The organism is Micromonospora sp. SYSU B005 (genome assembly GCF_055362685.1).
In genome coordinates this window covers 307,001-329,332 of the sequence record NZ_JAXCFU010000002.1, presented here as the reverse complement: position 1 = coordinate 329,332, position 22,332 = coordinate 307,001, and the positions used below count along the sequence as shown (strand labels likewise).

Annotated in this window: 24 protein-coding genes; 9 read left to right on the top strand and 15 right to left on the bottom strand. The window is 73.7% G+C overall.

Translation table 11 applies throughout. The features are described from left to right. Window positions 1-252 precede the first annotated feature (252 nt). From SM452_RS06750 to SM452_RS06730, 5 genes are all read left to right on the top strand, one after another. The gene (locus tag SM452_RS06750; protein WP_355507837.1) at window positions 253-1,815 is read left to right on the top strand and encodes a class I adenylate-forming enzyme family protein; all 1,563 of its coding nucleotides are present in this window, start codon (window positions 253-255) and stop codon (window positions 1,813-1,815) included. Beyond that, a complete protein-coding gene (locus tag SM452_RS06745; protein WP_194799265.1) occupies window positions 1,812-3,032 on the top strand; it encodes an MFS transporter in 1,221 nt (406 codons plus the stop codon). Before SM452_RS06750 ends, SM452_RS06745 begins: the two co-directional genes overlap by 4 nt. Before the next feature lie 108 nt (window positions 3,033-3,140). Beyond that, window positions 3,141-3,533 carry an MmcQ/YjbR family DNA-binding protein gene (locus SM452_RS06740; RefSeq protein ID WP_262011730.1) on the top strand — a complete coding sequence of 131 codons (393 nt, stop codon included), beginning with the start codon at window positions 3,141-3,143 and terminating at the stop codon, window positions 3,531-3,533. Next, complete coding sequence (locus tag SM452_RS06735) at window positions 3,530-4,162, top strand: HAD family hydrolase (protein WP_463839512.1); 633 nt, start codon at window positions 3,530-3,532, stop codon at window positions 4,160-4,162. The genes SM452_RS06740 and SM452_RS06735 overlap by 4 nt, the downstream gene beginning before the upstream one ends. Window positions 4,163-4,203: 41 nt before the next feature. Further along, window positions 4,204-4,884, top strand: a complete 681-nt coding sequence (locus SM452_RS06730) for an SGNH/GDSL hydrolase family protein (RefSeq protein ID WP_463839511.1) — start codon at window positions 4,204-4,206, stop codon at window positions 4,882-4,884. Window positions 4,885-5,132: 248 nt separating this feature from the next. Here SM452_RS06730 and SM452_RS06725 read toward each other — a convergent pair whose 3' ends face one another. From SM452_RS06725 to SM452_RS06660, 14 genes are all read right to left on the bottom strand, one after another. Continuing rightward, window positions 5,133-6,482 (bottom strand): ATP-grasp domain-containing protein, encoded by a 1,350-nt coding sequence (locus tag SM452_RS06725; protein ID WP_355507843.1) that lies wholly within the window; start codon window positions 6,480-6,482, stop codon window positions 5,133-5,135. A gap of 3 nt (window positions 6,483-6,485) precedes the next feature. Next, the gene (locus SM452_RS06720) at window positions 6,486-7,451 is read right to left on the bottom strand and encodes an alpha-ketoacid dehydrogenase subunit beta (RefSeq protein WP_262011734.1); all 966 of its coding nucleotides are present in this window, start codon (window positions 7,449-7,451) and stop codon (window positions 6,486-6,488) included. After that, a complete protein-coding gene (locus tag SM452_RS06715) occupies window positions 7,452-8,423 on the bottom strand; it encodes a thiamine pyrophosphate-dependent dehydrogenase E1 component subunit alpha (protein WP_402806749.1) in 972 nt (323 codons plus the stop codon). It lies immediately after the preceding gene. Then, window positions 8,420-9,217 carry a DUF3050 domain-containing protein gene (locus tag SM452_RS06710; RefSeq protein WP_355507845.1) on the bottom strand — a complete coding sequence of 266 codons (798 nt, stop codon included), beginning with the start codon at window positions 9,215-9,217 and terminating at the stop codon, window positions 8,420-8,422. Before SM452_RS06710 ends, SM452_RS06715 begins: the two co-directional genes overlap by 4 nt. Before the next feature lie 2 nt (window positions 9,218-9,219). Next, window positions 9,220-10,143, bottom strand: a complete 924-nt coding sequence (locus SM452_RS06705) for a phytanoyl-CoA dioxygenase family protein (protein WP_262011737.1) — start codon at window positions 10,141-10,143, stop codon at window positions 9,220-9,222. After that, complete coding sequence (hppD, locus tag SM452_RS06700) at window positions 10,140-11,240, bottom strand: 4-hydroxyphenylpyruvate dioxygenase (protein WP_463839510.1); 1,101 nt, start codon at window positions 11,238-11,240, stop codon at window positions 10,140-10,142. The genes SM452_RS06705 and hppD overlap by 4 nt, the downstream gene beginning before the upstream one ends. 60 nt (window positions 11,241-11,300) lie before the next feature. Then, complete coding sequence (locus SM452_RS06695) at window positions 11,301-12,563, bottom strand: beta-ketoacyl-[acyl-carrier-protein] synthase family protein (RefSeq protein WP_355507851.1); 1,263 nt, start codon at window positions 12,561-12,563, stop codon at window positions 11,301-11,303. Continuing rightward, window positions 12,560-14,179 (bottom strand): class I adenylate-forming enzyme family protein, encoded by a 1,620-nt coding sequence (locus SM452_RS06690; protein ID WP_463839509.1) that lies wholly within the window; start codon window positions 14,177-14,179, stop codon window positions 12,560-12,562. Before SM452_RS06690 ends, SM452_RS06695 begins: the two co-directional genes overlap by 4 nt. Next, complete coding sequence (locus tag SM452_RS06685) at window positions 14,176-14,676, bottom strand: beta-ketoacyl synthase chain length factor (RefSeq protein ID WP_355114738.1); 501 nt, start codon at window positions 14,674-14,676, stop codon at window positions 14,176-14,178. The genes SM452_RS06690 and SM452_RS06685 overlap by 4 nt, the downstream gene beginning before the upstream one ends. A 104-nt stretch (window positions 14,677-14,780) precedes the next feature. Continuing rightward, window positions 14,781-15,911 carry a beta-ketoacyl-[acyl-carrier-protein] synthase family protein gene (locus tag SM452_RS06680; RefSeq protein ID WP_463839508.1) on the bottom strand — a complete coding sequence of 377 codons (1,131 nt, stop codon included), beginning with the start codon at window positions 15,909-15,911 and terminating at the stop codon, window positions 14,781-14,783. Continuing rightward, complete coding sequence (locus SM452_RS06675) at window positions 15,904-16,149, bottom strand: acyl carrier protein (protein ID WP_128139144.1); 246 nt, start codon at window positions 16,147-16,149, stop codon at window positions 15,904-15,906. The genes SM452_RS06680 and SM452_RS06675 overlap by 8 nt, the downstream gene beginning before the upstream one ends. Continuing rightward, window positions 16,149-16,412 carry an acyl carrier protein gene (locus SM452_RS06670; protein WP_463839507.1) on the bottom strand — a complete coding sequence of 88 codons (264 nt, stop codon included), beginning with the start codon at window positions 16,410-16,412 and terminating at the stop codon, window positions 16,149-16,151. The genes SM452_RS06675 and SM452_RS06670 overlap by 1 nt, the downstream gene beginning before the upstream one ends. 180 nt (window positions 16,413-16,592) lie before the next feature. Next, a complete protein-coding gene (locus SM452_RS06665) occupies window positions 16,593-17,990 on the bottom strand; it encodes a class I adenylate-forming enzyme family protein (protein ID WP_334458618.1) in 1,398 nt (465 codons plus the stop codon). Between the two features lie 219 nt (window positions 17,991-18,209). Next, on the bottom strand, window positions 18,210-18,869 hold the full coding sequence (locus tag SM452_RS06660) for a TetR/AcrR family transcriptional regulator (protein WP_128139293.1): 660 nt from the start codon (window positions 18,867-18,869) through the stop codon (window positions 18,210-18,212). Window positions 18,870-18,976: 107 nt separating this feature from the next. Between SM452_RS06660 and SM452_RS06655 the strand changes: the two genes are divergently transcribed. The 4 genes from SM452_RS06655 (at window position 18,977) to SM452_RS06640 (ending at window position 21,058) form a co-directional block, all read left to right on the top strand. Continuing rightward, on the top strand, window positions 18,977-19,105 hold the full coding sequence (locus SM452_RS06655; protein ID WP_422747963.1) for a hypothetical protein: 129 nt from the start codon (window positions 18,977-18,979) through the stop codon (window positions 19,103-19,105). A 48-nt stretch (window positions 19,106-19,153) separates the two neighbouring features. After that, the gene (locus tag SM452_RS06650; protein ID WP_334458620.1) at window positions 19,154-20,101 is read left to right on the top strand and encodes a sigma-70 family RNA polymerase sigma factor; all 948 of its coding nucleotides are present in this window, start codon (window positions 19,154-19,156) and stop codon (window positions 20,099-20,101) included. Window positions 20,102-20,148: 47 nt separating this feature from the next. Beyond that, window positions 20,149-20,805 carry a CatB-related O-acetyltransferase gene (locus SM452_RS06645; RefSeq protein ID WP_128139179.1) on the top strand — a complete coding sequence of 219 codons (657 nt, stop codon included), beginning with the start codon at window positions 20,149-20,151 and terminating at the stop codon, window positions 20,803-20,805. 124 nt (window positions 20,806-20,929) lie between these two features. Beyond that, window positions 20,930-21,058: a hypothetical protein gene (locus SM452_RS06640; RefSeq protein WP_258545576.1), complete on the top strand. Its 129-nt coding sequence runs from the start codon at window positions 20,930-20,932 to the stop codon at window positions 21,056-21,058. Between the two features lie 10 nt (window positions 21,059-21,068). On the opposite strand, the gene SM452_RS06635 is transcribed toward SM452_RS06640, so the two are convergent. Then, entirely contained in the window at window positions 21,069-22,316 is a 1,248-nt protein-coding gene (locus SM452_RS06635) for a beta-ketoacyl synthase N-terminal-like domain-containing protein (RefSeq protein WP_355507866.1), read from the bottom strand. Window positions 22,317-22,332: the final 16 nt, after the last annotated feature.

The window sequence follows — 22,332 nt, the reverse complement described above, 5'->3', positions numbered from 1 at the left end:
GCGGTCGGCGGCACCGGCCCGGGCGATGGACCGGAAACTAGCTTCCGGCTGTGACGAGCGTCAATCAACCTGATCGACATGATCAAATGCCCGCGGGACGGGACGCAGCGACGATCGGCTCTGTCCGCCGTGGACCGCGGCTGCCTAGGCTCGGGGCTGGCGGCGGTGCGGTCGCCGACCCTGGCACCTGCCGTCCTGTCCCGGCCCTGACCTGGCCGGACGCCGCTCGCGGACCATGATGGGGGCTGCCCGATGACCGACCGGCCGAACTATGTGCACGAGGCGCTGGAGCTGTTCGCCGGGTTCGGCGACCGGGAGGCGCTCGTCGGCGGCGGACGCCGCCTCACCTACCCCCAGGTCGCCGCGCAGGTGCGCGGCCTGGCCGCCGCTTTGCACCACCACGGGGTACGCCCCGGCGCCGCGGTGCTGGTGATGCTCGGCAACACGGTCGAGGGGCCGCTGCTGCAACTGGCCCTGCACCTGCTCGGCTGCCGGAGCATGTGGGTCGCCCCGGTGACCTCGCGGCGGGAGGTCGACGAGTTCGTCGCGCTGTCCACGCCGGAGGCGTTCGTCCACGACCCGCGGGACGCGCAGGCGGTGGAGATCGCGGCGGGCCTGTCCGGCGTACCGGTGCTCTGCCTCGGTCCCGGCGGCGCCGGACCGGACCTGACCGCCCGGGCCGCCGGGCCGGTCGCGGAACCGCCCGCCGGGGTACCCGCGCCGGAGTCGTTCCTGCAGACCAGCGGCACCACCGGCACGCCGAAGCTGGTGCACCACCGGGAGAGCTTCTACCGGCAGGTGCTCGCCCTGGCCGCCGACTTCCGGGGCGCCGGGTTCCCGCTGCTGCGGCACCTGTCGCACTCCCCGATGTGGCTCGCGAGCGGCCAGATCACCACGTTGTTCAACCTGTTCACCGGCGGCGTGCTGTTCCTGCGTGAGCAGTGGGACCCGGCCGCGTTCATCGCCACCGTGGACGCCGAGCGGCTCACCTCCACGTTCGTCACCCCGCCGATGCTCTACGAGGTGCTCGACCACCCCGACCTGCCGGGCGCCGACTTCTCCGCCATGTTCATGTTCAACGTGGGCGCCGGGCCCGCCGCGCCGGCCCGGCTGCGCCAGGCCATCGCCCGCTTCGGTCCGTGCCTGCGCATCGTGTACGGGCTCAGCGAGGCGGTGGTCATCTGCGCGCTGCCGGGGCTCACCGAGGACCCCGAGCACCCGGAGCGGCTGCGCTCCTGCGGCCGCCCGTACGGCGACGTGACGGTGGAGATCCGCGACGCGGACGGGCGGGTGCTGCCCGCCGGTTCCGACGGCGAGGTGTGGGTGCGCACCAAGCTGAGCTTCGCCGGTTACCACGGCCGGCCGGAGCTGACCGCCGAGACGCTCGTCGACGACTGGGTGCGCACCCGCGACATCGGGCACCTCGACGCCGACGGCTACCTCTACCTGGTCGACCGGTTACAGGACCGCATCCTCACCCGGCAGCGCAGCTGGCCGATCTACTCCCGCCCGATCGAGGACGTGCTCGCCGGCCACCCCGAGGTACGCGCCGCCGCTGTCATCGGTGTACCGGACCCGGTGGCCGGGGAGCTGCCGCACGCGTACGTGGTGCCCGCCCCGGACGCGTCGGTGACCGGCGAGGAGCTGATCGCGCTCGTGGTCCGGGAACTGAGCGAGACGTGGGCGCCCGGCGCCGTCGAGTTCGTCGACGCGCTGCCGCTGAACCGGTCCGCGAAGGTGGACAAGCGCGCCCTGCGGGCCCGGTACGCGGCGGCCCACCCGGCCGGCGCCGACCCGATCGGCAGTCCGGCGTGAACCCGCGCCGGGAGTTGTACACCCTGGTCGGCGCCGACCTGCTGTCCAACCTCGGCACGCGGATCTCGGTGGTCGCCATCCCCTGGCTGGTGCTGGAGACCACCGGCAGTCCCACCAAGATGGGACTCGTCGCGGCGGCGGAGACGCTTCCGTACATGCTCTCCAGCGCGCTCGCGACGCCGTGGGCGGACCGGTTCGGGGTACGCCGTACCTCGGTGTTCGTGGACGCGGCGAGCGCGGTCGCGATGGCCGTGGTGGCGCTGGCGCCCTGGCTCGGCTTCGGCACGCTGCTGGTGCTGGTGGCGATCGCCGGCGGGCTGCGCGGCATCGGCGACCGGGTCAAGCACGTGCTGTTCAAACCGGCGGCCGAGCGGGCCGGGGTGCCGCTGATCCGGCTCACCAGCGCCTACGACGGCCTGGCCCGGGGCATGACGCTGTTCGGCGCGGTACTCGGCGGACTGCTCATCGACTGGGTCGGGCTGACCCGCGCCATCTGGATCGACGCGGCCACGTTCGCGGTCTGCGCGCTGCTGATCGGCGTGCTGGTCCGGCCACCCGCACCGGCGCAACCGGCGCCCCGGGAGCCGTACCTGCGGGCGCTGCGCGGCGGCTTCGCGTACCTGCGCACCGACCGGACGCTGATGATCATGCTGATCGTGGTCTCGGTGTCGAACATGTTCGCCAACGCCAGCGTCGCGGTCTGGATCCCGCTCTGGGTCAACCAGGTGCTCGGCGACCCGGCCGGGTTCGGTCTGCTGCTGGGCGTCTTCTCGGCCGGCGCGCTGCTGGGCAACCTGCTGTTCACGATGTTCGGCACCCGGCTGCCGGCCGGGACGACGTTCGCGCTCGGGCTGACGCTCAGCGGCGCACCCCGGCTGCTCGCGCTGGCGCTCAGCGACGACCTGGTCGTGGTGCTCGTGGTGACGTTCCTGTCCGGCATCGGCATCGCGGCGGTCAACCCGCTGCTCGGCGCCGCCCTCTACCAGCGGGTGCCGGGCGAGCTGCAGACCCGGGTGCTGGGCATCTCCGGATCGGTGGCGTTCCTCGGCCTGCCCGTCGGCGCGCTGCTCGGCGGCTGGTCGGTGGCGCTGCTCGACCTGACCCCGGCGCTGCTGGTGATGTCTGTGGTCTGCCTGGTGCTGACCGTCGGACCGCTGCTGCTGAACCGGGCGTCCCGGCGCCCGGCCGCGGAACCGGCCACGCCCACCCCGGTCTGAGCCCGCCGGCCCGGTCCCGAGCCTGCGGGTTCGCTCTGAGCCTGCGGGTCCGGTCTGAGCCTGCCGGTCCGGGCCGCGGTGTCGGGGGGCGGCGGTAGGGTCGGGGCCATGGCGACCTGGGACGACGTGCGGCGCATCGCGCTGGCACTGCCGGAGACCACCGAACGACCCACGTACGACCAGGCGCCCGCCTGGCGCGTCCGCGACAAGTCGTTCGTCTGGGAACGGCCGCTGCGGCGCGGCGAACTAGAGTCGCTCGGCGACGCCGCGCCGGACGGCCCGATCCTCGGCGCGCGGGTGCCCGACCTGGGCGCCAAGGAGGCGCTGATCGCCGACGACCCGGCGGTCTACTTCACCACCCCGCACTTCGACGGCTATCCGGCGGTGCTGGTCCGGCTCGACCGCATCGACGTGGACGAGCTGACCGAACTGGTCACCGAGGCGTGGCACGCGCGCGCCCCGAAGCGGCTCGCCACCGCGCACCGGGCGGAGACCGCGTGACCGGCCCGGTGGAGGCGATCGTCTTCGACATGGACGGCACGCTCGTCGAGTCGCACGCGGTCGTGCCGGCGGCGTACCGGGCGGCGGTGCGGGCCGGCGGCGGCCCGTCGTACACCGACGCCGAGGTCATCGCCGGCTACTCGATCGGCTCCCCCATCGACCTGCTGACGCACCTGCTGCGACGGCCGGCCTCCGGCGACGACCTGGAGCGCTACCACGCCGAGCTGGATGCGCTCGCCGGGCGGGTACGCGTCTACCCCGGCGTCGCGGACGCGCTGGCCGAGATCGCCGCCCGGGTGCCGGTGGGCGTGTTCACCGGCGCGAGCCACCGGGCCGCCGAGATCCTGCTCGACCGGGCGGGCCTGCTCGGCCACTTCCAGGTCGTCCTCGGCGGCGACCAGGTCGACCGCCCGAAACCGGCGCCCGACGGGGTGGAGGCGGCCTGCCGGCACCTCGGCGTGCCGCCCGGCCGCGCCGCGTACGTGGGTGACTCACCACTGGACGTACGCGCCGCCCGGCACAGCGGCGCGGTAGCGGTGGCCGCCGCGTGGGGCCACCAGTACGACCCCGACGAGCCGGCCGACCTCAGCCTGTCCCGGCCCGGGGAGCTGCTGGCCCTGCTGCCCTGAGCCTCTTTCCCCGCGTGGGACGCTCGGCTAGCCTGCCGGTCATGCCATCGACGTTGACCGAGGCGACCGACCCGTGGTGCCTGCGTCCCGGGGAGGCCACCGAGTTGCTGCGCGGGCACCCCTGGCGCCGGTTCGTGGTGCTGGGCGACAGCGTCGCGGAAGGACTGTGCGAGCCGGCCGACGGCTACCCCGACCTCCAGTGGGCCGACCGGATCGCGGCCGAGCTACGCGCGATCCGGCCAAAGCTGGCCTACCTGAACCTGGGCCGGCGCGGGCTGCGCGCGCACGAGGTCCGGGCCACCCAGCTCGCCGACGCGCTGGCCTTCGAGCCGGACCTGGCCCTGGTGGTGTGCGGCGGCAACGACGCGTTCCGGTCCGCCTACGACCCGGACGCGGTCGACGCCGAGCTGACCGCCATGATCACCGCGTTGCGGGAGGCGGGGGCGGACGTCATCACTGTGGGCATGTTCGACGTGTCGCACAGCCCTGCGGTGCCGGAGACGCTGCGCGCGGCGCTCGGCGAGCGGATGCGCCGGCTGTCGCGGCACACCCGGGGCGTGGCCGAGCGCCTGGGCACGCTGCACGTCCACCTGACCGACCATCCGCTGGTGGCCGATGCGTCGCTGTACAGCAGCGACGGCCGGCACGGAAGTGCCCGCAGCGACGCCATAGCCACCGCCGAAACCCTGAAGGTCCTCGCCACCCACCTCCCCCACCCCTGACCCCTCCCCTAGCGGGCCCGCCCGAGCACCCTGCCCGACCCAACCCGACGATCATGAAGTTGGCGGCAGTGGGCGTCCCTTTTGTCCCCGCCAACTTCATGATCGACGCTGCGAGGGGGGCCGGCGGGCCGACCTGCGGGTCGGATCTGATCGGTGATCAAGGAGTTTGTGTCGGGAATACGCCTTGGTGAGGACACAAACTCCTTGATCAACGCGCTGGGGTGGGTGGGCGGAGGGGACGGGGCGGGTCAGTCGGTTAGGAGGATGCCGGTCAGGAGGACGCCTCTCGCCAGGTTGAGGACCTCGTCGCAACCCGGGTAGCCGACCCGCGCGAGCGCGCCGGATCCGGTGCGGTCGAACAGGTACGGGGCGAGGCTGTACGGGACGTCGGCGGTGACCGTCTCACCGGTCTCGATCTGCACGAAGTCCATCGCCACCCGGTCCGCCTCGTGGTAGCGCTGCAGGATGTTGCCGCCCTCGGCGACGGCCGCGCGTACCCCGTCCGCCCACGCCACAGGTGTCATCTCCCGGCCGATGAGCACGCCGTGTCCGGCCGAGCCACCGGCCGGCTTGGCGACCAGGTCGGCCTGTTCGGCGAGCGCCCGGTCGAGCTGGTCGGCGGTGAGCGCCACGGTGTGCGGCACGTACCGGCGGATCAGCGTCCGGTCGTCCTCCGGCAGCAGGTCCAGGTCGTCCCAGAGCCAGGCGTAGTTCAGCTTGTTGCTGAGCAGCCAGGCTGCGCTGCTGACGAACATCGGCAGCGTGCCCGCGGCGAGCGCGCCGGCCACCGCGTCCAGCCCGGCGCTCGGGGTGACCCGGTTGGGCACGAACAACCGGAACAGTGCGTCCACCGGGGCGCCGCCGACGACCAGCCGGCTCTGCGCGTCCAGGGTGGCGGTGGCGACCGGGGCGATGACCAGGTCGATGCCGAACGGGCGGGCCTGGTCGATCAGCGGGGACAGGATGCGGATGAACGTCTCCGGGTCGTCAAGTCCCGGGTAGTCGGCGTCGAAGTCCATCAGCAGCGCCACCCGGGCGCCGTCGGGCAGGCCGAGTGTGTCCCGGATGGCCACGAACCGCTGGTCCAGCAGGGACGGTGCGGGTCGCGCGCCGTCGAGCAGGTCATGGGTACGGTACAGCTCGGCGTACCGCTGGATCACGGTGTCGGCGTCGAAGCCGCCGCCGAGGCTGCTGTCGATGTTGTACTCGACGATGCACGGCACGCCACCGGAGAACAGCACGTCCGGCCGGTACGCGGCGAGCAGCCCTTCGTGCAGTTCCTCGTCCGGGTCGAGCAGCCGGGTCTCGCCGTCCGGCACGTCGAGCAGCAGGCGCAGCTCACCGGCGGTGCGGGCGCGGCGCCGGCAGGCCTCGAGGATGAGCTGGGCGATGCGGTCGCAGACCTCGTTCAGCTCGCGGAACGCGTCGGCGGTGAACACGGGCGGGCGGGCCAGCCGCCACTGCTTGTTGTAGGTGGCCCGGCCGTGGAAGATCTTCTCCCAGGCCGCGGCGCCGGTGGTCACCATCGCGGTACGGGTGGACTCGGGCAGGTCGGTCCACGCCTGGCCGAGCGGCGGCCACGTGTAGTTCGGGTCCATCGTTCATCCGTCCTTGAGGGTCAGTTGGATGGCGGCGGTGAGCTGGTCGCGGCCGGGTTGCACGGCCCGGTCGAGGGCGGGTGCGAAGGGCAGCACCGCGCCGTCGGGCCGGGTCACGCGGCGGGGCGGCGCGGCCAGCCGGACCCGCTCGACCACCGTGGCGATGATCTCCCCGGCGATGCCGCAGGAGCGGTTGCCGTCGTCGACGACGACGAGCCGCCCGGTGCGGCTCACCGACTCGACGAGGCCGTCCCAGTCGAACGGGTAGAGCGTGCGGGGGTCGAAGACCTCCACCGATGCCTGGCCGGCGAGTTCCTCGGCGACGGCGAGCGCGTCGTGCACCAGGTGCCCGACCGCCACCACAGTCACGTCGGTGCCGGCGCGGCGGACGATCCCGCGGCCCAGCGGCACCGGCGCCGGGTCGGTCACGTCGTCGCGCAGGTCGAGGGCGCCGGCCGGGGCGAAGACCACCACCGGGTCGTCGCAGCGGATCGCGGAGACCAGCAGCCCGTACGCGTCGGCCGGGGTGGCCGGTACGACTGTGGTCACCCCGACGTGGGCGAACAACGCGTACGGGTGGTCGGAGTGCTGCCCGGCCCAGCCGGTGCGGGAGCCGGAGCCGGGCACCACGTAGGTCACCGGCACCGCGCACTGGCCACCGGTCATCAGCGGGAACTTGTGCGCGTGGTTGACGATCTGCTCGAAGACCAGGAACAGCAGCGACGGGATCTGGAACTCCACCACCGGGCGGGCCCCGGCCAGCGCCGCGCCGGTGGCGAAGCTGGTGAACGCCTGCTCGGACAGGGGCGTGTCGCGGACCCGTTCCGGGCCGAACTTCTTCAGCAGGCCGGTGGTGACGTTCGCGGCGGCCACCCGGATGTCCTCGCCGAGCACCACTACGGACTCGTCGCGGGCCATCTCGTCGGCGAGCGCCCGGGTGAGCGCCCTGCGGTAGGAGAGCCGGGGCATTCAGCCACCTCCGGTCCGGGCGGTGAGCCCGCTGGCGTACAGGTGGTCCAGGGCGGTCGCCGGGTCGGGGTGCGGCCCGGCGAGCGCGAAGTCGACGGCGGCGTCCAGTTCCGCCTCGACGGCGGCGTCCACCTCGGCCCGTACCGCCGGGTCGAGTCGCGCTCCGGCGATGTCCACCGGATCGCGGGACCGGCCCTCGGCCACCTCCTCCGGCGGCCGGTAGTCGAGGCGTACCTGATGTTCGAAGGTGTGGTGGGCGTCGAAGCGGTAGGTGCGGGCCTCGACCAGCTCGGGGCCGCCGCCGGCACGCATCCGCGCGACGGCGGCGGCGGTGACCTCGCGTACCGCCTCGGGGTCCTGCCCGTCGACGACGGCCGCCGGCATGCCGAACGCGGCGGCCCGCCCGGCGATGGTGCCGGCGACCGCGCCGTCGACCGGCATGGTGGTGGCGTAGCCGTTGTTCTCGCAGACGAACAGCACCGGTATCCGCCAGAGCGCGGCCAGGTTGAACGCCTCCAGCAGCATGCCCTCGTTCACCGCGCCGTCGCCGAAGAAGGTGGCGCCGACGATGTCGGCGCCGCGCCGCCGGCGTTCCCACACCGCTCCGGTGAGGATCGCGCCGGCGGCTCCGACGATGGCGTTGGCGCCGAGGACGCCGACGCCGAAGTCGGCGGCGTGCATCGACCCGCCCCGGCCCCGGTTGAGCCCGGTGACCCGGCCGCACAGTTCGGCCAGCATCCGGGCCGGGTCGGCGCCCTTCGCGAGCACGTGCCCGTGCCCGCGGTGGGTGCCGGTGACCAGGTCATCGGCGGACAGCGCCGCGCAGACGCCGGCGGCGATCCCCTCCTGACCGAGGTACGGGTGGATGCCGCCGACGATCTCCCCGGCGCGGACCAGCTCGATCGCGCGTTCCTCGAAGCGGCGGATCAGCCGGACCGTCCGGTAGAGCCGGAGCGGGTCGGAGCCGGTCACGCCGGACGGCCCTCCTTGACGGCGGCGAGGATGTCGTCCCAGAGGCGGGCGCGGGCGGCCAGCGCGGCGTTCACCGTGTCGGCGCACTCCTGCCACTTGGTGTCGTCGTCGCCGCACAGGTCGGCCAGCATCTGCATGGCCATCGGGGTGTGCTGCTCGCCGTCGACCTCGATGTGCCGCTCCAGGTAGTCGACGAACTTGTTCAGCCGGTTGCTGCGTTCGTTGACGGCGACGACCTGGGTGAACATCTCCGGGATGAGGTCCTCGCGGCCGAACGCGAACGCCGCGGCCTGGCAGTGCACCGGGGTGGTCTCGATGATCCGCCAGGTGGTGCCGGCGAACGCGGCGGACGCCGCGGGGACGCCGGCGCCGCCGAGCGCCTCGGTGACCGAGGTGCCGTCGCGGAGCAGGTCGACGAGCTTGTTGACGGCCGTGGTGTCGGCGCCGGCCTCGGTCATGCCCTGCACGTACAGCTCGAAGTGGCTGATGTAGCCGTCGCCGAGTTCGTCGCTCTCCTCGACCATGACGATGTCGTTGATCAGGCGGCGGCTGCCGGTCGGGCCGGTCGGGATCCACGGCACCGTGACGCAGGTGAGCTGCCGCTGCAGCGACTTCAGCAGCGACATGAAGTCCCAGACGGCGAAGACGTGGTGCTCCATGAACGTGACGAGCGCGTCGTGGGTGTCGAGGTTGGCGTAGAGGGGGTGCTTGACCACCACGTCGCGGCGCTCGGTCACCGCCCGCTCCAGCCGCTCGATGCCCGGGTGCGTCTTACCCCAGTCGTACCGTGACATTGTCAGCCTCCCTGCTGGGCGCGGTCGCGCCAGATGACCGGGCAGTAATCGGGGTCCGCGTAGTCCGGCCGGCCCTCGTGGGTGCGGCGGACCAGCACGTCGTGGTTGTACGCGGCGAGCGTGCCGTCGGAGAGCGGATACTCCCGCCAAGCGTTGTCGCCGTCCTGCAGGTGCAGCGAGATGGCCCGGCGGGGCCGCCCGCTGACGTTCGCACCGCTGCCGTGGTAGGTGCGGCAGTGGTGGAAACTCATGTGTCCCTTGGGGATCACCATGGGGATCTTGCGGATCTGCGCGCCGTTGTACGCCGCGTTCTCGGCGAGCATCACCTCGAGCTGGTCGCGGTCCCGGTCGGCGAAGTGCCGCACCACCGTGTCGTCGGCGCCGATCTCCCGCCAGCGGTGGGAGCCGTCGACCATGGTGATCGTGCCCATCTCCTCGCCGCAGTCGTGGAACGGGATGAACGCGGTGAGCATGTTCTCCGACGACGAGGACGCCCAGTAGTGCTTGTCGAAGTGCCAGGGCACGATGTTCGACGGCTCACCGGCGATCGGCGGCTTCCAGATCAGCGTGGACTGGAAGATCCGGATCTCGGCGGCGCGGGCCAGCCGGGCGGCGACCGCACCGATCAGCGGCTTGCGCAGGATGCGGGCGATGCCGTCGTGCTCGTGGTGGACGTAGTCGTTGTGCCGCTGCACGTCACCCTTGGAGGGCTCCCAATAGGCCAGCTTCGGCGGGCGTACCGGCAGGCGGCGGTCGCGTTCCCCGGCGTAGTAGCCGTCGGTGGCGGCGACGAGTTCGTCCACCTCGTCGTCGGTGAGCAGCTTCTTCGACAGGTACCAGCCGTGCTCGGCGTAGTGCCGGACGTCCTCGTCGGAGGGAAGCAGCGCCTCCTCCTCGGCGGTCAGCCCGGGATCGATGGTGGTCATGCCCCTACCCCTCCGGCCGCGACGCCGGGGGTCGCCCCCGCCGCGGCCAGCTCGCGTTCCTTCGCTTCGTAGAGCGCCTTGATGTTGCCGCTGCCGAAGGTGCGCGCCCCGCGCCGCTCGATGAGTTCGAGGAAGAGCGTGCGGCGCACGTGCATCGACTCCGTGAAGATCTGCAGCAGCTGCCCGTCGTGGTCGGAGTCGACCAGGATGCTCAGCTCGCGCAGCCGGTCCACCGGCGCGTCCAGCCGGCCGACCCGCTGCTCCAGCCCGTCGTAGTAGGCGCCGGGCGTGCTGGCGAACCGCACCCCGCGCCCGGCGAGCGCGCCGACGGCGGTGACGATGTCGTCGGTACGCAGACCCAGGTGCTGTACCCCGGCGCCGGCGTGCCAGCGCAGGAAGTCCTCGATCTGCCCCGGCCGGGCGCCGGTGTCCGGCTCCAGCAGCACGAACGTGACGGTCCCGGACGGGCTCTGCACCACCTTGGAGTTCATCGCCTGACCGGCGACCTCGATGTGCTCGGTGAAGATGTCGGCGAAGCCGAACACCTTCTCGTAGTGCGCGACGGTCTCGCCGAGCTGCCCCGGCGGCACGCAGATCGCCAGGTGGTCCACCTCGGCGAGCAGCGTGTCCTCCCCGTCCGGCACGGACACCGGCTCGATCGCGCCGGGCAGGAACACATGCGGGTCGCCGCGCCGCTCGACGAGGCGGTGCACCACGTCGCCGAAGCCGCCGACCTCGGCCACCACCACCTCGGCGTCCGCGCCGGTGAAGGTGCGCGGCGGGCTCAGCGCCGTCGCGCCCCGGTCCACCAGTTCCGCGTACGCCCCGGCGGCGTCGTCCACGGCGAGCGCCACCACGGCGATGCCGTCGCCGTGCCGGTGCACGTACGTGGCCGCCGGGTGCTCCGCGGACAGTCCGGTGGTCAGCAGCAGCCGGATGCCGGCCTGGGCCAGCAGCAGCGACCGCTGCCCGTCCAGCCCGGTCTCCGGACCGCCCTGCCCGCACAGCCGGAAACCGACGGCGTTGTCGAAGTAGAAGGCCGCCTGCCGGGCGTCCCCCACGTACAGTTCGAGATGATCTATCCCGTTGATGGTCATGGGCTTCCCCTGTTCCCCCCGTGATCGCGACCCGGACGGACGCCCGGGACTGGAGTCCGGTCAGCCGGCGGCCGGGGTGGCGGCCCGGCGGGCCGGCCCGGAGAGCCGGCGCAGGAGCAGACTGACGTTCTGGCCGCCGAACCCGAACGAGTTCGTCAGCGCGTGGCCGGCCCGGGTGGGCCGGGGCACGGCGCGGACGTGGTCCGCCTCGCACTCCGGGTCCGGGTCGTCCAGGTGGTAGGTGGGTGGCAGCAGGCCACTGTCGAGCGCCAGCGCGGTGGCGGCGGCCTCCAGCACCCCTGACGCGCCGAGCAGGTGCCCGGTGAGCGCCTTGGTGGAGCTGACCGGCACACCGCCGGTGCCGAACACCTCGGCCAGCGCGATCGTCTCGGCGACGTCACCGAGCTTGGTGCCGGTGCCGTGCGCGTTGACGTACCCGACGTCGGCGGGCTCGACCCCGCCTGCCGCGAGGGCCCGGCGCATGCAGGCCGCCGCGCCGGCGCCGTCCGGCCGTGGCGCGGTCGGGTGGTACGCGTCGGTGTTCGCCCCGAAACCGGCGACCTCGGCGTAGCCGCGCACACCCCGGCCGTCGGCGTGCCCGGCGCGCTCCAGCACCAGCAGCGCCGCGCCCTCGGCCAGCACGAAACCGTTGCGCCGCTTGTCGAACGGGCGGCTCGCCTCGGTGGGTTCGTCCCAGCCCCGGGCCAGCGCCCGGGCGTTGCCGAACGTGTCGGCGAACGTGCCGAACAGCGGCGCCTCGCTCGCCCCGCACACCACCACGTCGGCCTCGCCGGAGCGGATGAGGCGTACCCCGTCGGCGACCGCCTGGGCGCCGGAGGCGCAGGCCGTGCCGACCGACGAGCTGTAGCCGCGGATGCCGTGCGCGATGGCGATCCGCGCCGAGGGCATGTTCGGCAGGATGCCGGTGAGCAGGTACGGGCTGACCGCCGCCCGGCCCCGGGCGGCCCGCGCCAGAACCTGACCCTCCAGCGTGGACATGCCGCCCACACCGCCGACGATCACCGCGATGCGCTCCGGGTCGACGTCGCGCCCCACCTCGACGCCGGCGTCGGCGAGCGCCTCGGCGGCGGTGATCAGGGCGAGCAGCACCACCCGGTCGAGCACCTTCGTCTCCGGTCCGGAGGCGACGCTGCGCGGGTCGATGTCCGGCAGCACCCCGGCCACCTCCAGGCTGCCCGCCGCCGGGTGTCCCTCGGGCGGGCGGCGCAGCCCGGACCGGCCGGTGAGCAGCGCGTTGAACGTGTCCGCCGCGCCGCGCCCGGCCGGGGTGAACAGGCCCATGCCGGTGATGACGGCGGTCACGACGGCGCCTCGGTCAGGTAGCGCTCGCGCAGCGCCACCTTGCGGACCTTGCCGGTGACGGTGACCGGGATGTCGTCGGCGCGTACCGGGACGATCCGGCGCAGCGTGGCGGCCACGTCCGGGCCGAGCGCGGTACGGATCCGCTCGGTGCGGTCCGCGTCCGGGTCGGCGCCGGCGGCCAGTTCCAGCAGCACGTCGGTGGTGACCGTGCCGTCGTCCGCCTTGACGATCACCACTGTGCAGTCGGTCACGTCGGGGCAGGCGGCGAGGATGCGTTCCTCGGACAGCGCGGTGAAGAACCGCTTCCCGTCGCCGACCTCGACCGAGTCGACCGCCCGGTCCAGGTGGTAGTAGCGGCCGTCGTCGTCGGCGTACACCAGGTCGCCGGTGAGGTACCAGCCGCGCAGCCGGAACCGGTACGTGGTGACGGAGTCGTTCCAGTAGCCGCGGAACAGCGACGGCGAGTCGATGCCGAGCCAGCCGACCTGCCCGGGCGGCAGCTCGTTGCCGTCGGCGTCGAGCACGGCGACCCTGGTGAACCGGTACGGGCGGCCGACGCAGCGGCCGTACCGGTCGGTGTCGGCGGTGTGGGTGATGTGGAACATCGAGTGGCCCATCTCGCTGGAGCCGAGGCCGTCGATGAACACCGACCCGGGTACCCGGGTCACGCCGCCGCGGGTCACCACGTCCCGGGAGCCCACAGCGACCAGCCGCCGTACGTGCGGCTCGTGCGAGCAGTCGCCGGTGTTGAACCACAGCCGCACCGAGTCCAGGTCGTAGCCGGACAGGTCGAAGCGGGCCAGCTCGGCCCAGGTGACCGAGAATCCGAACACGCCGTCCGGGCGCCACCGCTGGATCGCGTCGAGCACCCGCTCGCCGCCCTGCTCGGAGAGCAGGAACATCTCCGCCCGGTTGCCGAGCGCCTGGTTGACCATGAGCACGGTGGCGGTGTGCGGGGCGGGCAGCGCGTTGAGGATGCGCGTGGTGCCCTGCGCCTGCGGCATGGACAGCAGGTGGCGGGTGGCGGCGAACAGGCTGGCGTGCGAGTGCAGCACAGCCTTCGGCACGCCTGTGGTGCCGGAGGTGTGGGTGATCACGATCGGGTCGTCCGGGTGGTGCCGGTAGTGCGCGGGCGCGGCGTCCGGGTCGCCGGTCCCGGCCCGCGCGGGCTCGCCGAGCATCAGCGCGCCCAGGTCGTGCCCGGCCAGCGCCTCGGCGTGCGCGGCGTCGGCGAGCACACCGGCGGCGCGCAGCCGGCGGATGTACTCGGCGGCGATCTCGGGGCGCAGCCTGCCGTTCATCAGCGCCGGGATGGCGCCGAGGCGGGTCAGCGCCAGGAACGACAGCACCATGTCGGCGGCGGTGCCGGCCCAGACCGCCACCGGGTCGCGTGGCTTCACCCCGCGCTCGTGCAGCCAGGCGGCCCGGGCGGCGACCATCCGGTCGAGCCGGCCCAGGGTCAGCGGGGTCTCGGCCGGGTGGCCGTCGACCTCGGTGTCGAACGTGAGCCCCGGCCCGTCCGGGTCGGCGCCGTGGGCCAGCACCCGGGCGAGCACGTTGCCCGCGCCCAGCTCCGCGTCGGCCGCGAGCGCGCCGCGCAGTCCCTTCGTCCTCATTGACGTGTTCCCTCCCCCAGCAGCACCGCGGTCGCCTCGCCCGGCGTACCGTCCGGTGCCAGTTCGATCAGGATCAGCAACGCCTGTGCGGCGTCGCCGTCGTACAGCAGCAGGTCCGCCTCGGCCTCCCCCTCGGTCCGCGCGTCGCCGGTCGGGCTCAGGCACACCACCGGCCCGTCCAGTCGCCAGCGCGCCGCGACGTGCCCGGCCACGCTGTTCGGCACCGACTGGAAGAAGAACAGCGGCCCGATCCGCCCGCCCGCGTCCACAGTGGCGCGTACGTGCGCCGCGCCGGCGGTGTCCCCGCCCGCGCTGACCAGCACCACAGCCGTCCGGTTGCCCGGCGGCAGCGGCCCGTCGCCGTACCGCCGCGCGAGGCACCGCTGCGCCACCGCCGCCACCAGCGGCGCGAACGGCGAGTGCACGAACCCCGCCACCCCCGCCGGCGCACTGCCCTCATCCCCCGCCTCGGGCCACCGCGCCTCCGCGAGCACCACCACCCCTGCGCGCGATCTTGCGGTTGGTGCCCCCTCGGCGGGCGTTGTGCCCGTTTCGCCGGGGCCGGAAGTGCAAGATCGCGGAGGGCTAGGCACGGAGGCGGTCATGAGGCGCTCACCAGGAGTGCGGTGTTGGCGCCGCCGAAGGCGGCGTTGAGGGTCAGCGCGTGTCCGGTGCGCGCGGGGCGGGGTGCGTCGCGGATGACGTCCAGCGGGCACTGCGGGTCGGTGCCGAGCCACCCGGCGGTGACCGGCAGCTTGCCGTGCCGCAGGGCCAGCACGGTGACCACCAGTTCCAGCAGCCCGGACGCCTCCAGCGCGTGCCCGTGCACCGACTTCGTGGAGCTGACCGGCAGCCGCCCGGCGTCCTCGCCGAACACCCGGGTCAGCGCCGCCGCCTCGGAGGCGTCGCTGAACGGGGTACCGGTGGCGTTGGCGTTGACGTAGCCGACCGCGTCCGGTGGCAGCCCGCCGCGGCGCAGCGCCGCCTCGACCGCCCGGGCCAGCCCGAGCCCGTCCGGGTGCGGCTGGCACGGGTGGTACGCGTCCCCCGCCCGGCCCCACCCGGCCACCGTCGCCAGCGTCTCGGCGCCCCGCCGGGCGGCGGCGCCCGCCGACTCCAGCACCACGGCGGCCACCCCGTCGCCCAGCAGCAGCCCTTTGCGGCCGGCGCTGAACGGGCGGACCGCGCCGTCGGCGGCGAGCGCCCGGCCGGCGTCGAACAGCGCGTACTGGTCCGGTTCGACCAGGTAACCGGCCGCGACCACGACCCGCTCCAGGTCGCCCCGGCGGATCAGCGCCGCCGCGTCGGCGACCGCGCTGCTCGCCGACACACAGGCCGTGGTGTAGATCCGGGTACGCCCGCGCAGGCCGCACCGCGCGGCCAGGTGACCGGCGAGCGCCGGCACCGTCGGCTCGCCCCACCCCCGAGGTACGGGCAGCGAGTACGGCCCGCCGTGGGTGGCCAGGAACAGGGCCGACTCCGCCCGCCCGGCCCGGTCCAGTCCGGCGGCCCGGGCGGCGGTGTCGATCGCTTCGGCCAGTTCGCCGGCGAGCGTGCCGACGTCCGGCACTGTGGCCGCCACCGTCACCCGGCGGCCGGCGGTGTCGAAACGGCGCACCGGTGTGAACGCCGGGGTGCCGGTGAGCACCCCGGCCAGCAGCGCGTCGGCGCCCCTGCCGAGGGCGCTGAGCGCGTACGTGCCGGTGATCCGTACGGTCTCCCGCTCAGCCATCTGCGGGAGCGGTGAGAGAGCCACGGAACACCGCGAGCGCGTCGTCGACGGTGCGGATGCCGGCGAGCTGGTCGTCGCTCAGGTCCAGCCGGCGGTCGTAGCGCTGCTCGACCATGTGCACCAGCCAGGCCAGCTCCATCGAGCCGAGCCGGTCCGGCACCTGGTCGGCGGGTTTCGCGGTCAGTTCGGCGAGCATGCTCACCAGGTCAGCTCGCCCCAGGTCGGGCTGACCGGACATCAGGACTTGTCGCTGTTCGCGGCCACCTGGTCGGCGACCATCGTGGTGAACTCGCCGACCGTCATCAGCGCCATCTTCTCCGACTCGTCGTCGGCGAACTTCAGGCCGTAGCGGTCCTCGACGCGGACCGCGAGGTCGGCCAGGGCCAGTGACTCCAGGTCGACGCCGGAGGGGCCGAGCGTGGTGTCGTCGTCGAGCTCCTCCACGTCGTAGTTCATGTCGGCGAGCTGTTCGACGACGAAGGTGCGGACCTCGTCTCGCATGGGTTCAGACCTCTTCTCCGTGTACCGGCTGACGGTGCCCGGTCGGGACACCGTGTGCGTGGGAACCGGCAGGCTCGGGCGCGCGGGTGGCGCGCTGCCCGGCCGGTCCGGGGCGGGATTCGGGGTGGACCGGACGTCCGGCGGGCGTCCGGCAGATGTGCGGCTCGTACAGGGGGCCGGTCACGACGCCGCGTCCCGCAGCGCCGGCACGGACCGGACCAGCTTTCCGGTGGTGGTGCGGGGCATCTGGTCCAGCAGGCGCAGCGTGCGGGGACGTTTGAAGCCGGCCAGCCGCTCGGCGATCAGCTTGTCGAGCGTCTCCTCGGTCGGCGAGCCGTCGGTCTGGACGTACGCGGTGATGCCCTCGTCCCAGACCACCACCGCGGCGGTGACGCCGGGCAGCCCGGCGACCGTGGCCTCCACCTCGGTCAGGTCGACCTTCAGGCCGCCCACCGACACCTGCGAGTCCAGCCGGCCCTTGACGGTGACCAGACCGGTCTCCGGATCGACCACGCCGGCGTCGCGGGTGTGCAGCCAGCCGTCGGCCCACCGGGTCGGGTCGGCCGGCCCGACGTACGGGTTGGCCGGGCAGCTCACCCACAGCTCGCCGTCGCGCTCGCGTACCTCGATGCCGGGGGCGGGCGCGATGGCGGGGCGGTGCCGCCCGTACAGGTCGGTGCCGATGACGCCGACCTCGGTCATCCCGTACATGTTGCCCAGCGGCACGCCGTACCGGTCGGTGAACGCGTCCGCCACGGCGGCGGGCACCAGCTCGCCACCGGTGGTCATGCGCTTGAGCTGGGGCAACGGCCCGACCGGTGTGGTGGAGGCGAGCAGCCCGATGTGGAACGGGACGCCGAGCACCGTGGCCGGGGTGTCCTGGGCGGCGACGGCGGCGAGGATCGCGTCGCCGCTGAGCCGCTCCGGCGGGCACAGCTCGACACCCGCGTGCAGCCCGTAGAGCAGGCCGCCGACCAGGCCGAGCACGTGCACCATGCTGGGCAGCAGGATGATCCGCTCGCCGGGCAGCGCGACACCGTCGATGCGGGTGTAGCGGTGCACCTCGGCGACCAGGTCGGCGGCGGTGCGGCCGATCACCTTGGACGGTCCGGTGGAGCCGGAACTGAGCTGGATCACCGCGTGCGGGCTGCCCGCCGGGCGGTCGGAGTACGCGCTGACCCCGGCGGTGACGTCGACGAAGATCCGCAGCGCGCCGCCGCCGGAGCGGACCGGGGCGACCACCACCTGCGGGCTGAGCCGGCGCAACGCCTGGTCGACCTCGTGGTCGGTGAGCCGGTGGTCGAGCAGCACCGCCTGGGCGCCGGTACGCCAGGTGGCGAGCAGGTGCGCCACGTACGCCAGCGAGGGCGGCAGGCGCAGCGCGGCGGCACCTCCGGCGCGCAGCCCGGCCCCGGCGAGCCGGTCCTGGGCCTCGCCGACGAGCCGGCGCAGCGTGCCCTTGTCGACCGGTTCGGGCAGGCGCAGGCAGACGTCGGTGTCGCGTCCGGTGAACAGGATGTCGTCCACCCAGTCCACCGTCGTCGAGGCAGGATCTTCCGCCACGGGATGTGCAGTCACGACCAGCCACCGTTCCACTGAGGAACTGGGCGGATCCGCCCAGCGGGTACGTCGTTCGGGGTATGGCGGAACCCTACGACGCCCCTCTTCAGCATCGCCAGATGCAAATGGCTAGATCCAAAACAGCGGCTGGGTGGATTGCTCAGGCTCGATCGGACAGGCAGGATCGGGCCACGCCGGCAAGGTAGTCCGCCGGCCGCCGGATGCTGCCCTCCAGCCTCACCCCGGTGCCCGCCCACCCGCCGGGCGGACGGCGTAGTCCGCGAGCGCGGGCGCGAGGGCGTCGAAGGCGACGTGCGCGTAGCCGGTGACGGCACGCGCGATGTCGTCGTCGTCCTGCCCGGCGATGGTGCGGCGCATGGTCTCCTCGAACAGCAGCCGGTGGACGCCGGCCAGCTGCGCGGCGGCGACCCGGGGCAGGACGTCGCCCTCCGGGCTCCCGGTCTCCTCGGCCAGGGCGGCGGCCAGGGCCTTCTCCCGGTCGTCGTGGAACTCGCGGAGGCGGGCCACCAGCGCCGGGCTGGCGGCGATCATCCGGGCGAACGTGGGACCGGAGAACCCGATGACCGGGTCGTGCGCGGCCACCGCGGCGAGGTAGGCGCGGCGCAGCGCCGCCAGCGCCGACTCGCCGGGCTCGCGCTCCCGGACGACGGTGGCCAACTGCCGCACGAACTCGTCGTGCATGTCCAGCGCCAGATCCTCCTTCCGAGGGAAGTAGTTGGTGACGGTCATCTTGGACACCTGCGCGGCGGCGGCCACCTCGGCGATCGTCACGTTGTCGAAGCCGCGTTCGAGGAACAGGCGGGTGGCCTGGCTCGAGATGTTCTCCCTGGTCTGGCGCTTCTTCAAGGCCCTGAGGCCGGTGCTCTGCGCGGTCATGCATCCACCATACCTGGTACCGACCAAAAATTATCCTTGACATGTTCTTAGGTCGGTTCTAATTTTATGTCGTGCCGGCGAGACGCCGACACGGAAGGGAGCCTGACATGCCCGCCCACACCCGCGACATCGCCGCCGGCAAGCCCCGCCGCCCGCACCTCGCTCCGGCGCGCCGGCCGCACGTCCCCGTGGTCGCCCCCCGGCGTCAGCCCCGCCGGCTCCCCGGCCGCCGCTGACCCGCCACCCGTCCCGAGCCCCGCACCGTCCCGGAAGGAGCACGTTTCTTGCTCGCCACCACCCACCCCGCAGCCACCGGCCACACCACGGACGCGGTGGCCGACTACCTCCGGACGATCGGACGCACGCCGCTGCTCACGGCCGAGCAGGAGACGTGCCTCGGCGCCCGCGTCGAGGCCGGCAGCCTGGCGCAGCGGCGCTTGGACGACGACGGCGACCGGGTCGGCGCGGCCGAGCGGGACCGGCTGCGGCGGCTCGTCGCCGACGGGCGGCGCGCCCGGCACCACATGATCGAAGCCAACCTGCGGCTGGTCGTCTCGGTCGCGAAACGGTACGCGCTCGCCGGCCGGCTGCCACTGCTCGACCTGATCCAGGAGGGCACCATCGGCCTGATGCGGGCGGTCGAGAAGTTCGACCACCGGCGTGGACTGAAGTTCTCGACGTACGCGACCTGGTGGATCAAGCAGGCGATCGGCCGGGCCCTCACCGACCAGAGCCGCACGATCCGCCTGCCGGCGCACCTGGTCGAGGTGCTCAACCGGGTGAACCGGACCCGCCGCACGCTGGCGGGCGAACTCGACCGGGAGCCGACGCCCGCCGAGGTCGCCGCCCGGCTCGAGGTGCCCGTCGAAAAGGTGGAACTGCTGCTGCGGCACGACCGCGAGCCGGTCTCGCTGCACACGCCGGTCGCCGGGGCTGCCGGCACGACCGAGCTGGGCGACCTCGTCCCCGACGAGGCGCCCGACCCGGCCGGCGTCGTGGTGTCGTCCTGGCGGCGCCGCTACCTGGACGAGGTGCTCGGCACCCTGTCGGAGCGCGAGGCGGCCGTCATCTGCCAGCGGTACGGCCTCGACGACGACCGGCCGAGCACGCTCGACGAGATCGGCACGAGGATCGGGCTGACCCGGGAGCGGGTCCGCCAGATCGAGAGCCAGGCGCTGCGGAAGCTGCGCCACCCCACCCGCGCCCGGATCCTGGCCGACCTGCACGCCTGAGCCGGCACCAAGACCGCACACCGACCGTCCCACCAGGAGGCCGACCGATGACACCCGACCCCCGCACCGTCCACCCGCTGCCCGCCTTCGACCGCGTGGTGTTCCTCAAGCCACTGGTGACGTCACCGAAGATCGTCGTGGGTGACTACACCTACTACGACGATCCTGACGACGCGACCGGCTTCGAGCACCGCAACGTCCTGTACGCCTACGGACCGGAACGGCTGGTCATCGGAAAGTACTGCGCGATCGCCTCCGGCACCCGGTTCCTGATGGCCGGGGCGGCCCATCCCAGCATGGGCGTGTCCACGTACCCGTTCACCATGTTCGGCGGCGAGTGGGCCGAACGGACCCTCGACATCGTCACCGCCATGCCGAGCCGCGGCGACACCGTCGTCGGGAACGACGTCTGGTTCGGCTTCGGATCCGTGGTCATGCCGGGCGTGCGGATCGGCGACGGCGCCGTCATCGCCACCGGCGCGGTGGTCACCGCCGACGTGCCGCCCTACACGATCGTCGGCGGCAATCCCGCCCGGCCGATCCGGCAACGCTTCGACGACGCCGACATCGTGCGGCTCCGCCGCGCCGCCTGGTGGGACTGGCCCACCGACCTCGTCACCGCGCACGCCCGCACGATCATGGCCGGCACGCCCGCCGAGATCGCCCGGATCGCCGCCGAGCACGGCGTGGAACAGCCCGGGTGAGACCGCCGGGCGACGACGCGCACCCTCGGACGGCCGGGCCGCAGGGAACGATTCACCGGCGCCGGCACCGGGCACAGAGGTGCCAGCGGCCACCACCGGTCCACCCCGAACGAGCGGAGGCGTCATGCGCTGGCTCTACCTGGTCCTGCTCCTCGGGCTGATCCTGGTCCTCGTCGGGTTGCGGGTGTGGCTCCCCCGGCGCGCCCTCCGGGCCGGCCGCTCCCTCCGGCAGCGCGTCGACCGACGCGACTGACCGGGCTTCGTCAGCCCTCCCCGGCCGGCGGGGGCGCCGCGCCGCGCAGCACCAGCGCGCTGTTGAACCCGTCGAAGCCGCGCGCGCCGACCAGCGCGATCCGGCTGCGCGGCGGGCGGGGCTGCCGCAGGAACGTCAGCTCGCAGCCGGGCGCCGGCTCGTCCGGACCGGCGGAGGCGGGCAGCATCCCACGGCGGAACGCCAGCAGCGCGGTGGCCGCGTCCAGCGCCGACCCGCCCTGGTGCGCCCGCCCGGTCAGCGGCTTCTGCGTGGTCACCGGCGGGGTCCGGTCGCCGAACACGGCACGCAGCGCCGCCGCCTCGGCCCGGTCGTACGCGGGCACGCCGAGCGCGTCCGGCCAGATCACGTCCACGTCGTGCGGGCGTACCCCGGCGCGCTCCAGCGCCAGCCGCATCGACCTGGCGTAGTGGGACGGGTCCGGTCCGGTGGCCGGGTCGGTGGGCGCGGCGTCGTGGGTGGCGGCCCAGCCGGTGACCTCCCCGTAGACGCGGGCGCCCCGGGCCAGCGCGTGGCCGAGTTCCTCCACCACGAAGACCGCACCGCCCTCGGCCGGCACGTACCCGGAGGCCGCGACATCGAACGGCCGGTACGCCCGCTCCGGGTCGGACACGTCGCTGAGCAGGCCGGAGCGGAGCTGGCAGGCGAGCGCGTACGGGCTCAGCGGGCACTCGGTCGCCCCGGCGATCACCACGGGGGTGCCCCGGCGGATGGTGCGCACCGCGTGCGCCAGGCTGTCCAGCCCGCCGGCGGACTCGGACACGGTCACTCCGGACGGTCCCTTGAACTGGTGGCGAATCGACAGCTGCCCCACGCTCGCGGCGTAGAACCAGGCGATCGACTGGTACGCCCCGACGGTGCGGCTCGGCCCGCCCCAGAGCCGTTGCAGCTCCCGCTGCCCGAACAGGTTGCCGCCCGACGAGCTGGCGAGCGTGACCGCCCACTTGTACGGGTCCGGCGACACCTCGGGCAGCCCGGCGTCAGCCAGCGCCAGCTTGGTGGCGGCGAAGCCGAGGTGCGTCCATCTGTCGGTCTGCACCCGCTGCCGGGTGTCGCTGAACCCGGCCGGGTCGAAGCCGGCCACCTCCCCGGCCACCCGGGTCGGGTAGCGCTCCGGATCGAACAGCGTGATCGGCCCGGTGCGCCGGGTGCCGGCGAGGACGGTGTCCCAGTGCGCCTCGGCGCCGACGCCGCTGGGTGCGACCACACCGATGCCCGTCACCACGGCCCGCGCGGTCACGGTGCCGTCCTTGTTC

Bases quoted from the DNA above. Each gene is read 5' to 3' on its own strand.
- SM452_RS06645 (WP_128139179.1), top strand. From the start codon at position 20,149: ATGACACCCGACCCCCGCACCGTCCACCCGCTGCCCGCCTTCGACCGC.
- SM452_RS06705 (WP_262011737.1), bottom strand. From the start codon at position 10,143: ATGACCACCATCGATCCCGGGCTGACCGCCGAGGAGGAGGCGCTGCTT.
- SM452_RS06690 (WP_463839509.1), bottom strand. From the start codon at position 14,179: ATGAGGACGAAGGGACTGCGCGGCGCGCTCGCGGCCGACGCGGAGCTG.
- SM452_RS06750 (WP_355507837.1), top strand. From the start codon at position 253: ATGACCGACCGGCCGAACTATGTGCACGAGGCGCTGGAGCTGTTCGCC.
- SM452_RS06670 (WP_463839507.1), bottom strand. From the start codon at position 16,412: ATGCGAGACGAGGTCCGCACCTTCGTCGTCGAACAGCTCGCCGACATG.
- SM452_RS06640 (WP_258545576.1), top strand. From the start codon at position 20,930: ATGCGCTGGCTCTACCTGGTCCTGCTCCTCGGGCTGATCCTGGTCCTC.
- SM452_RS06655 (WP_422747963.1), top strand. From the start codon at position 18,977: ATGCCCGCCCACACCCGCGACATCGCCGCCGGCAAGCCCCGCCGCCCG.
- SM452_RS06675 (WP_128139144.1), bottom strand. From the start codon at position 16,149: ATGTCCGGTCAGCCCGACCTGGGGCGAGCTGACCTGGTGAGCATGCTC.
- SM452_RS06730 (WP_463839511.1), top strand. From the start codon at position 4,204: ATGCCATCGACGTTGACCGAGGCGACCGACCCGTGGTGCCTGCGTCCC.
- SM452_RS06725 (WP_355507843.1), bottom strand. From the start codon at position 6,482: ATGGACCCGAACTACACGTGGCCGCCGCTCGGCCAGGCGTGGACCGAC.
- SM452_RS06660 (WP_128139293.1), bottom strand. From the start codon at position 18,869: ATGACCGCGCAGAGCACCGGCCTCAGGGCCTTGAAGAAGCGCCAGACC.
- SM452_RS06740 (WP_262011730.1), top strand. From the start codon at position 3,141: ATGGCGACCTGGGACGACGTGCGGCGCATCGCGCTGGCACTGCCGGAG.
- SM452_RS06720 (WP_262011734.1), bottom strand. From the start codon at position 7,451: ATGCCCCGGCTCTCCTACCGCAGGGCGCTCACCCGGGCGCTCGCCGAC.
- SM452_RS06680 (WP_463839508.1), bottom strand. From the start codon at position 15,911: ATGGCTGAGCGGGAGACCGTACGGATCACCGGCACGTACGCGCTCAGC.
- hppD (WP_463839510.1), bottom strand. From the start codon at position 11,240: ATGACCATCAACGGGATAGATCATCTCGAACTGTACGTGGGGGACGCC.
- SM452_RS06710 (WP_355507845.1), bottom strand. From the start codon at position 9,217: ATGTCACGGTACGACTGGGGTAAGACGCACCCGGGCATCGAGCGGCTG.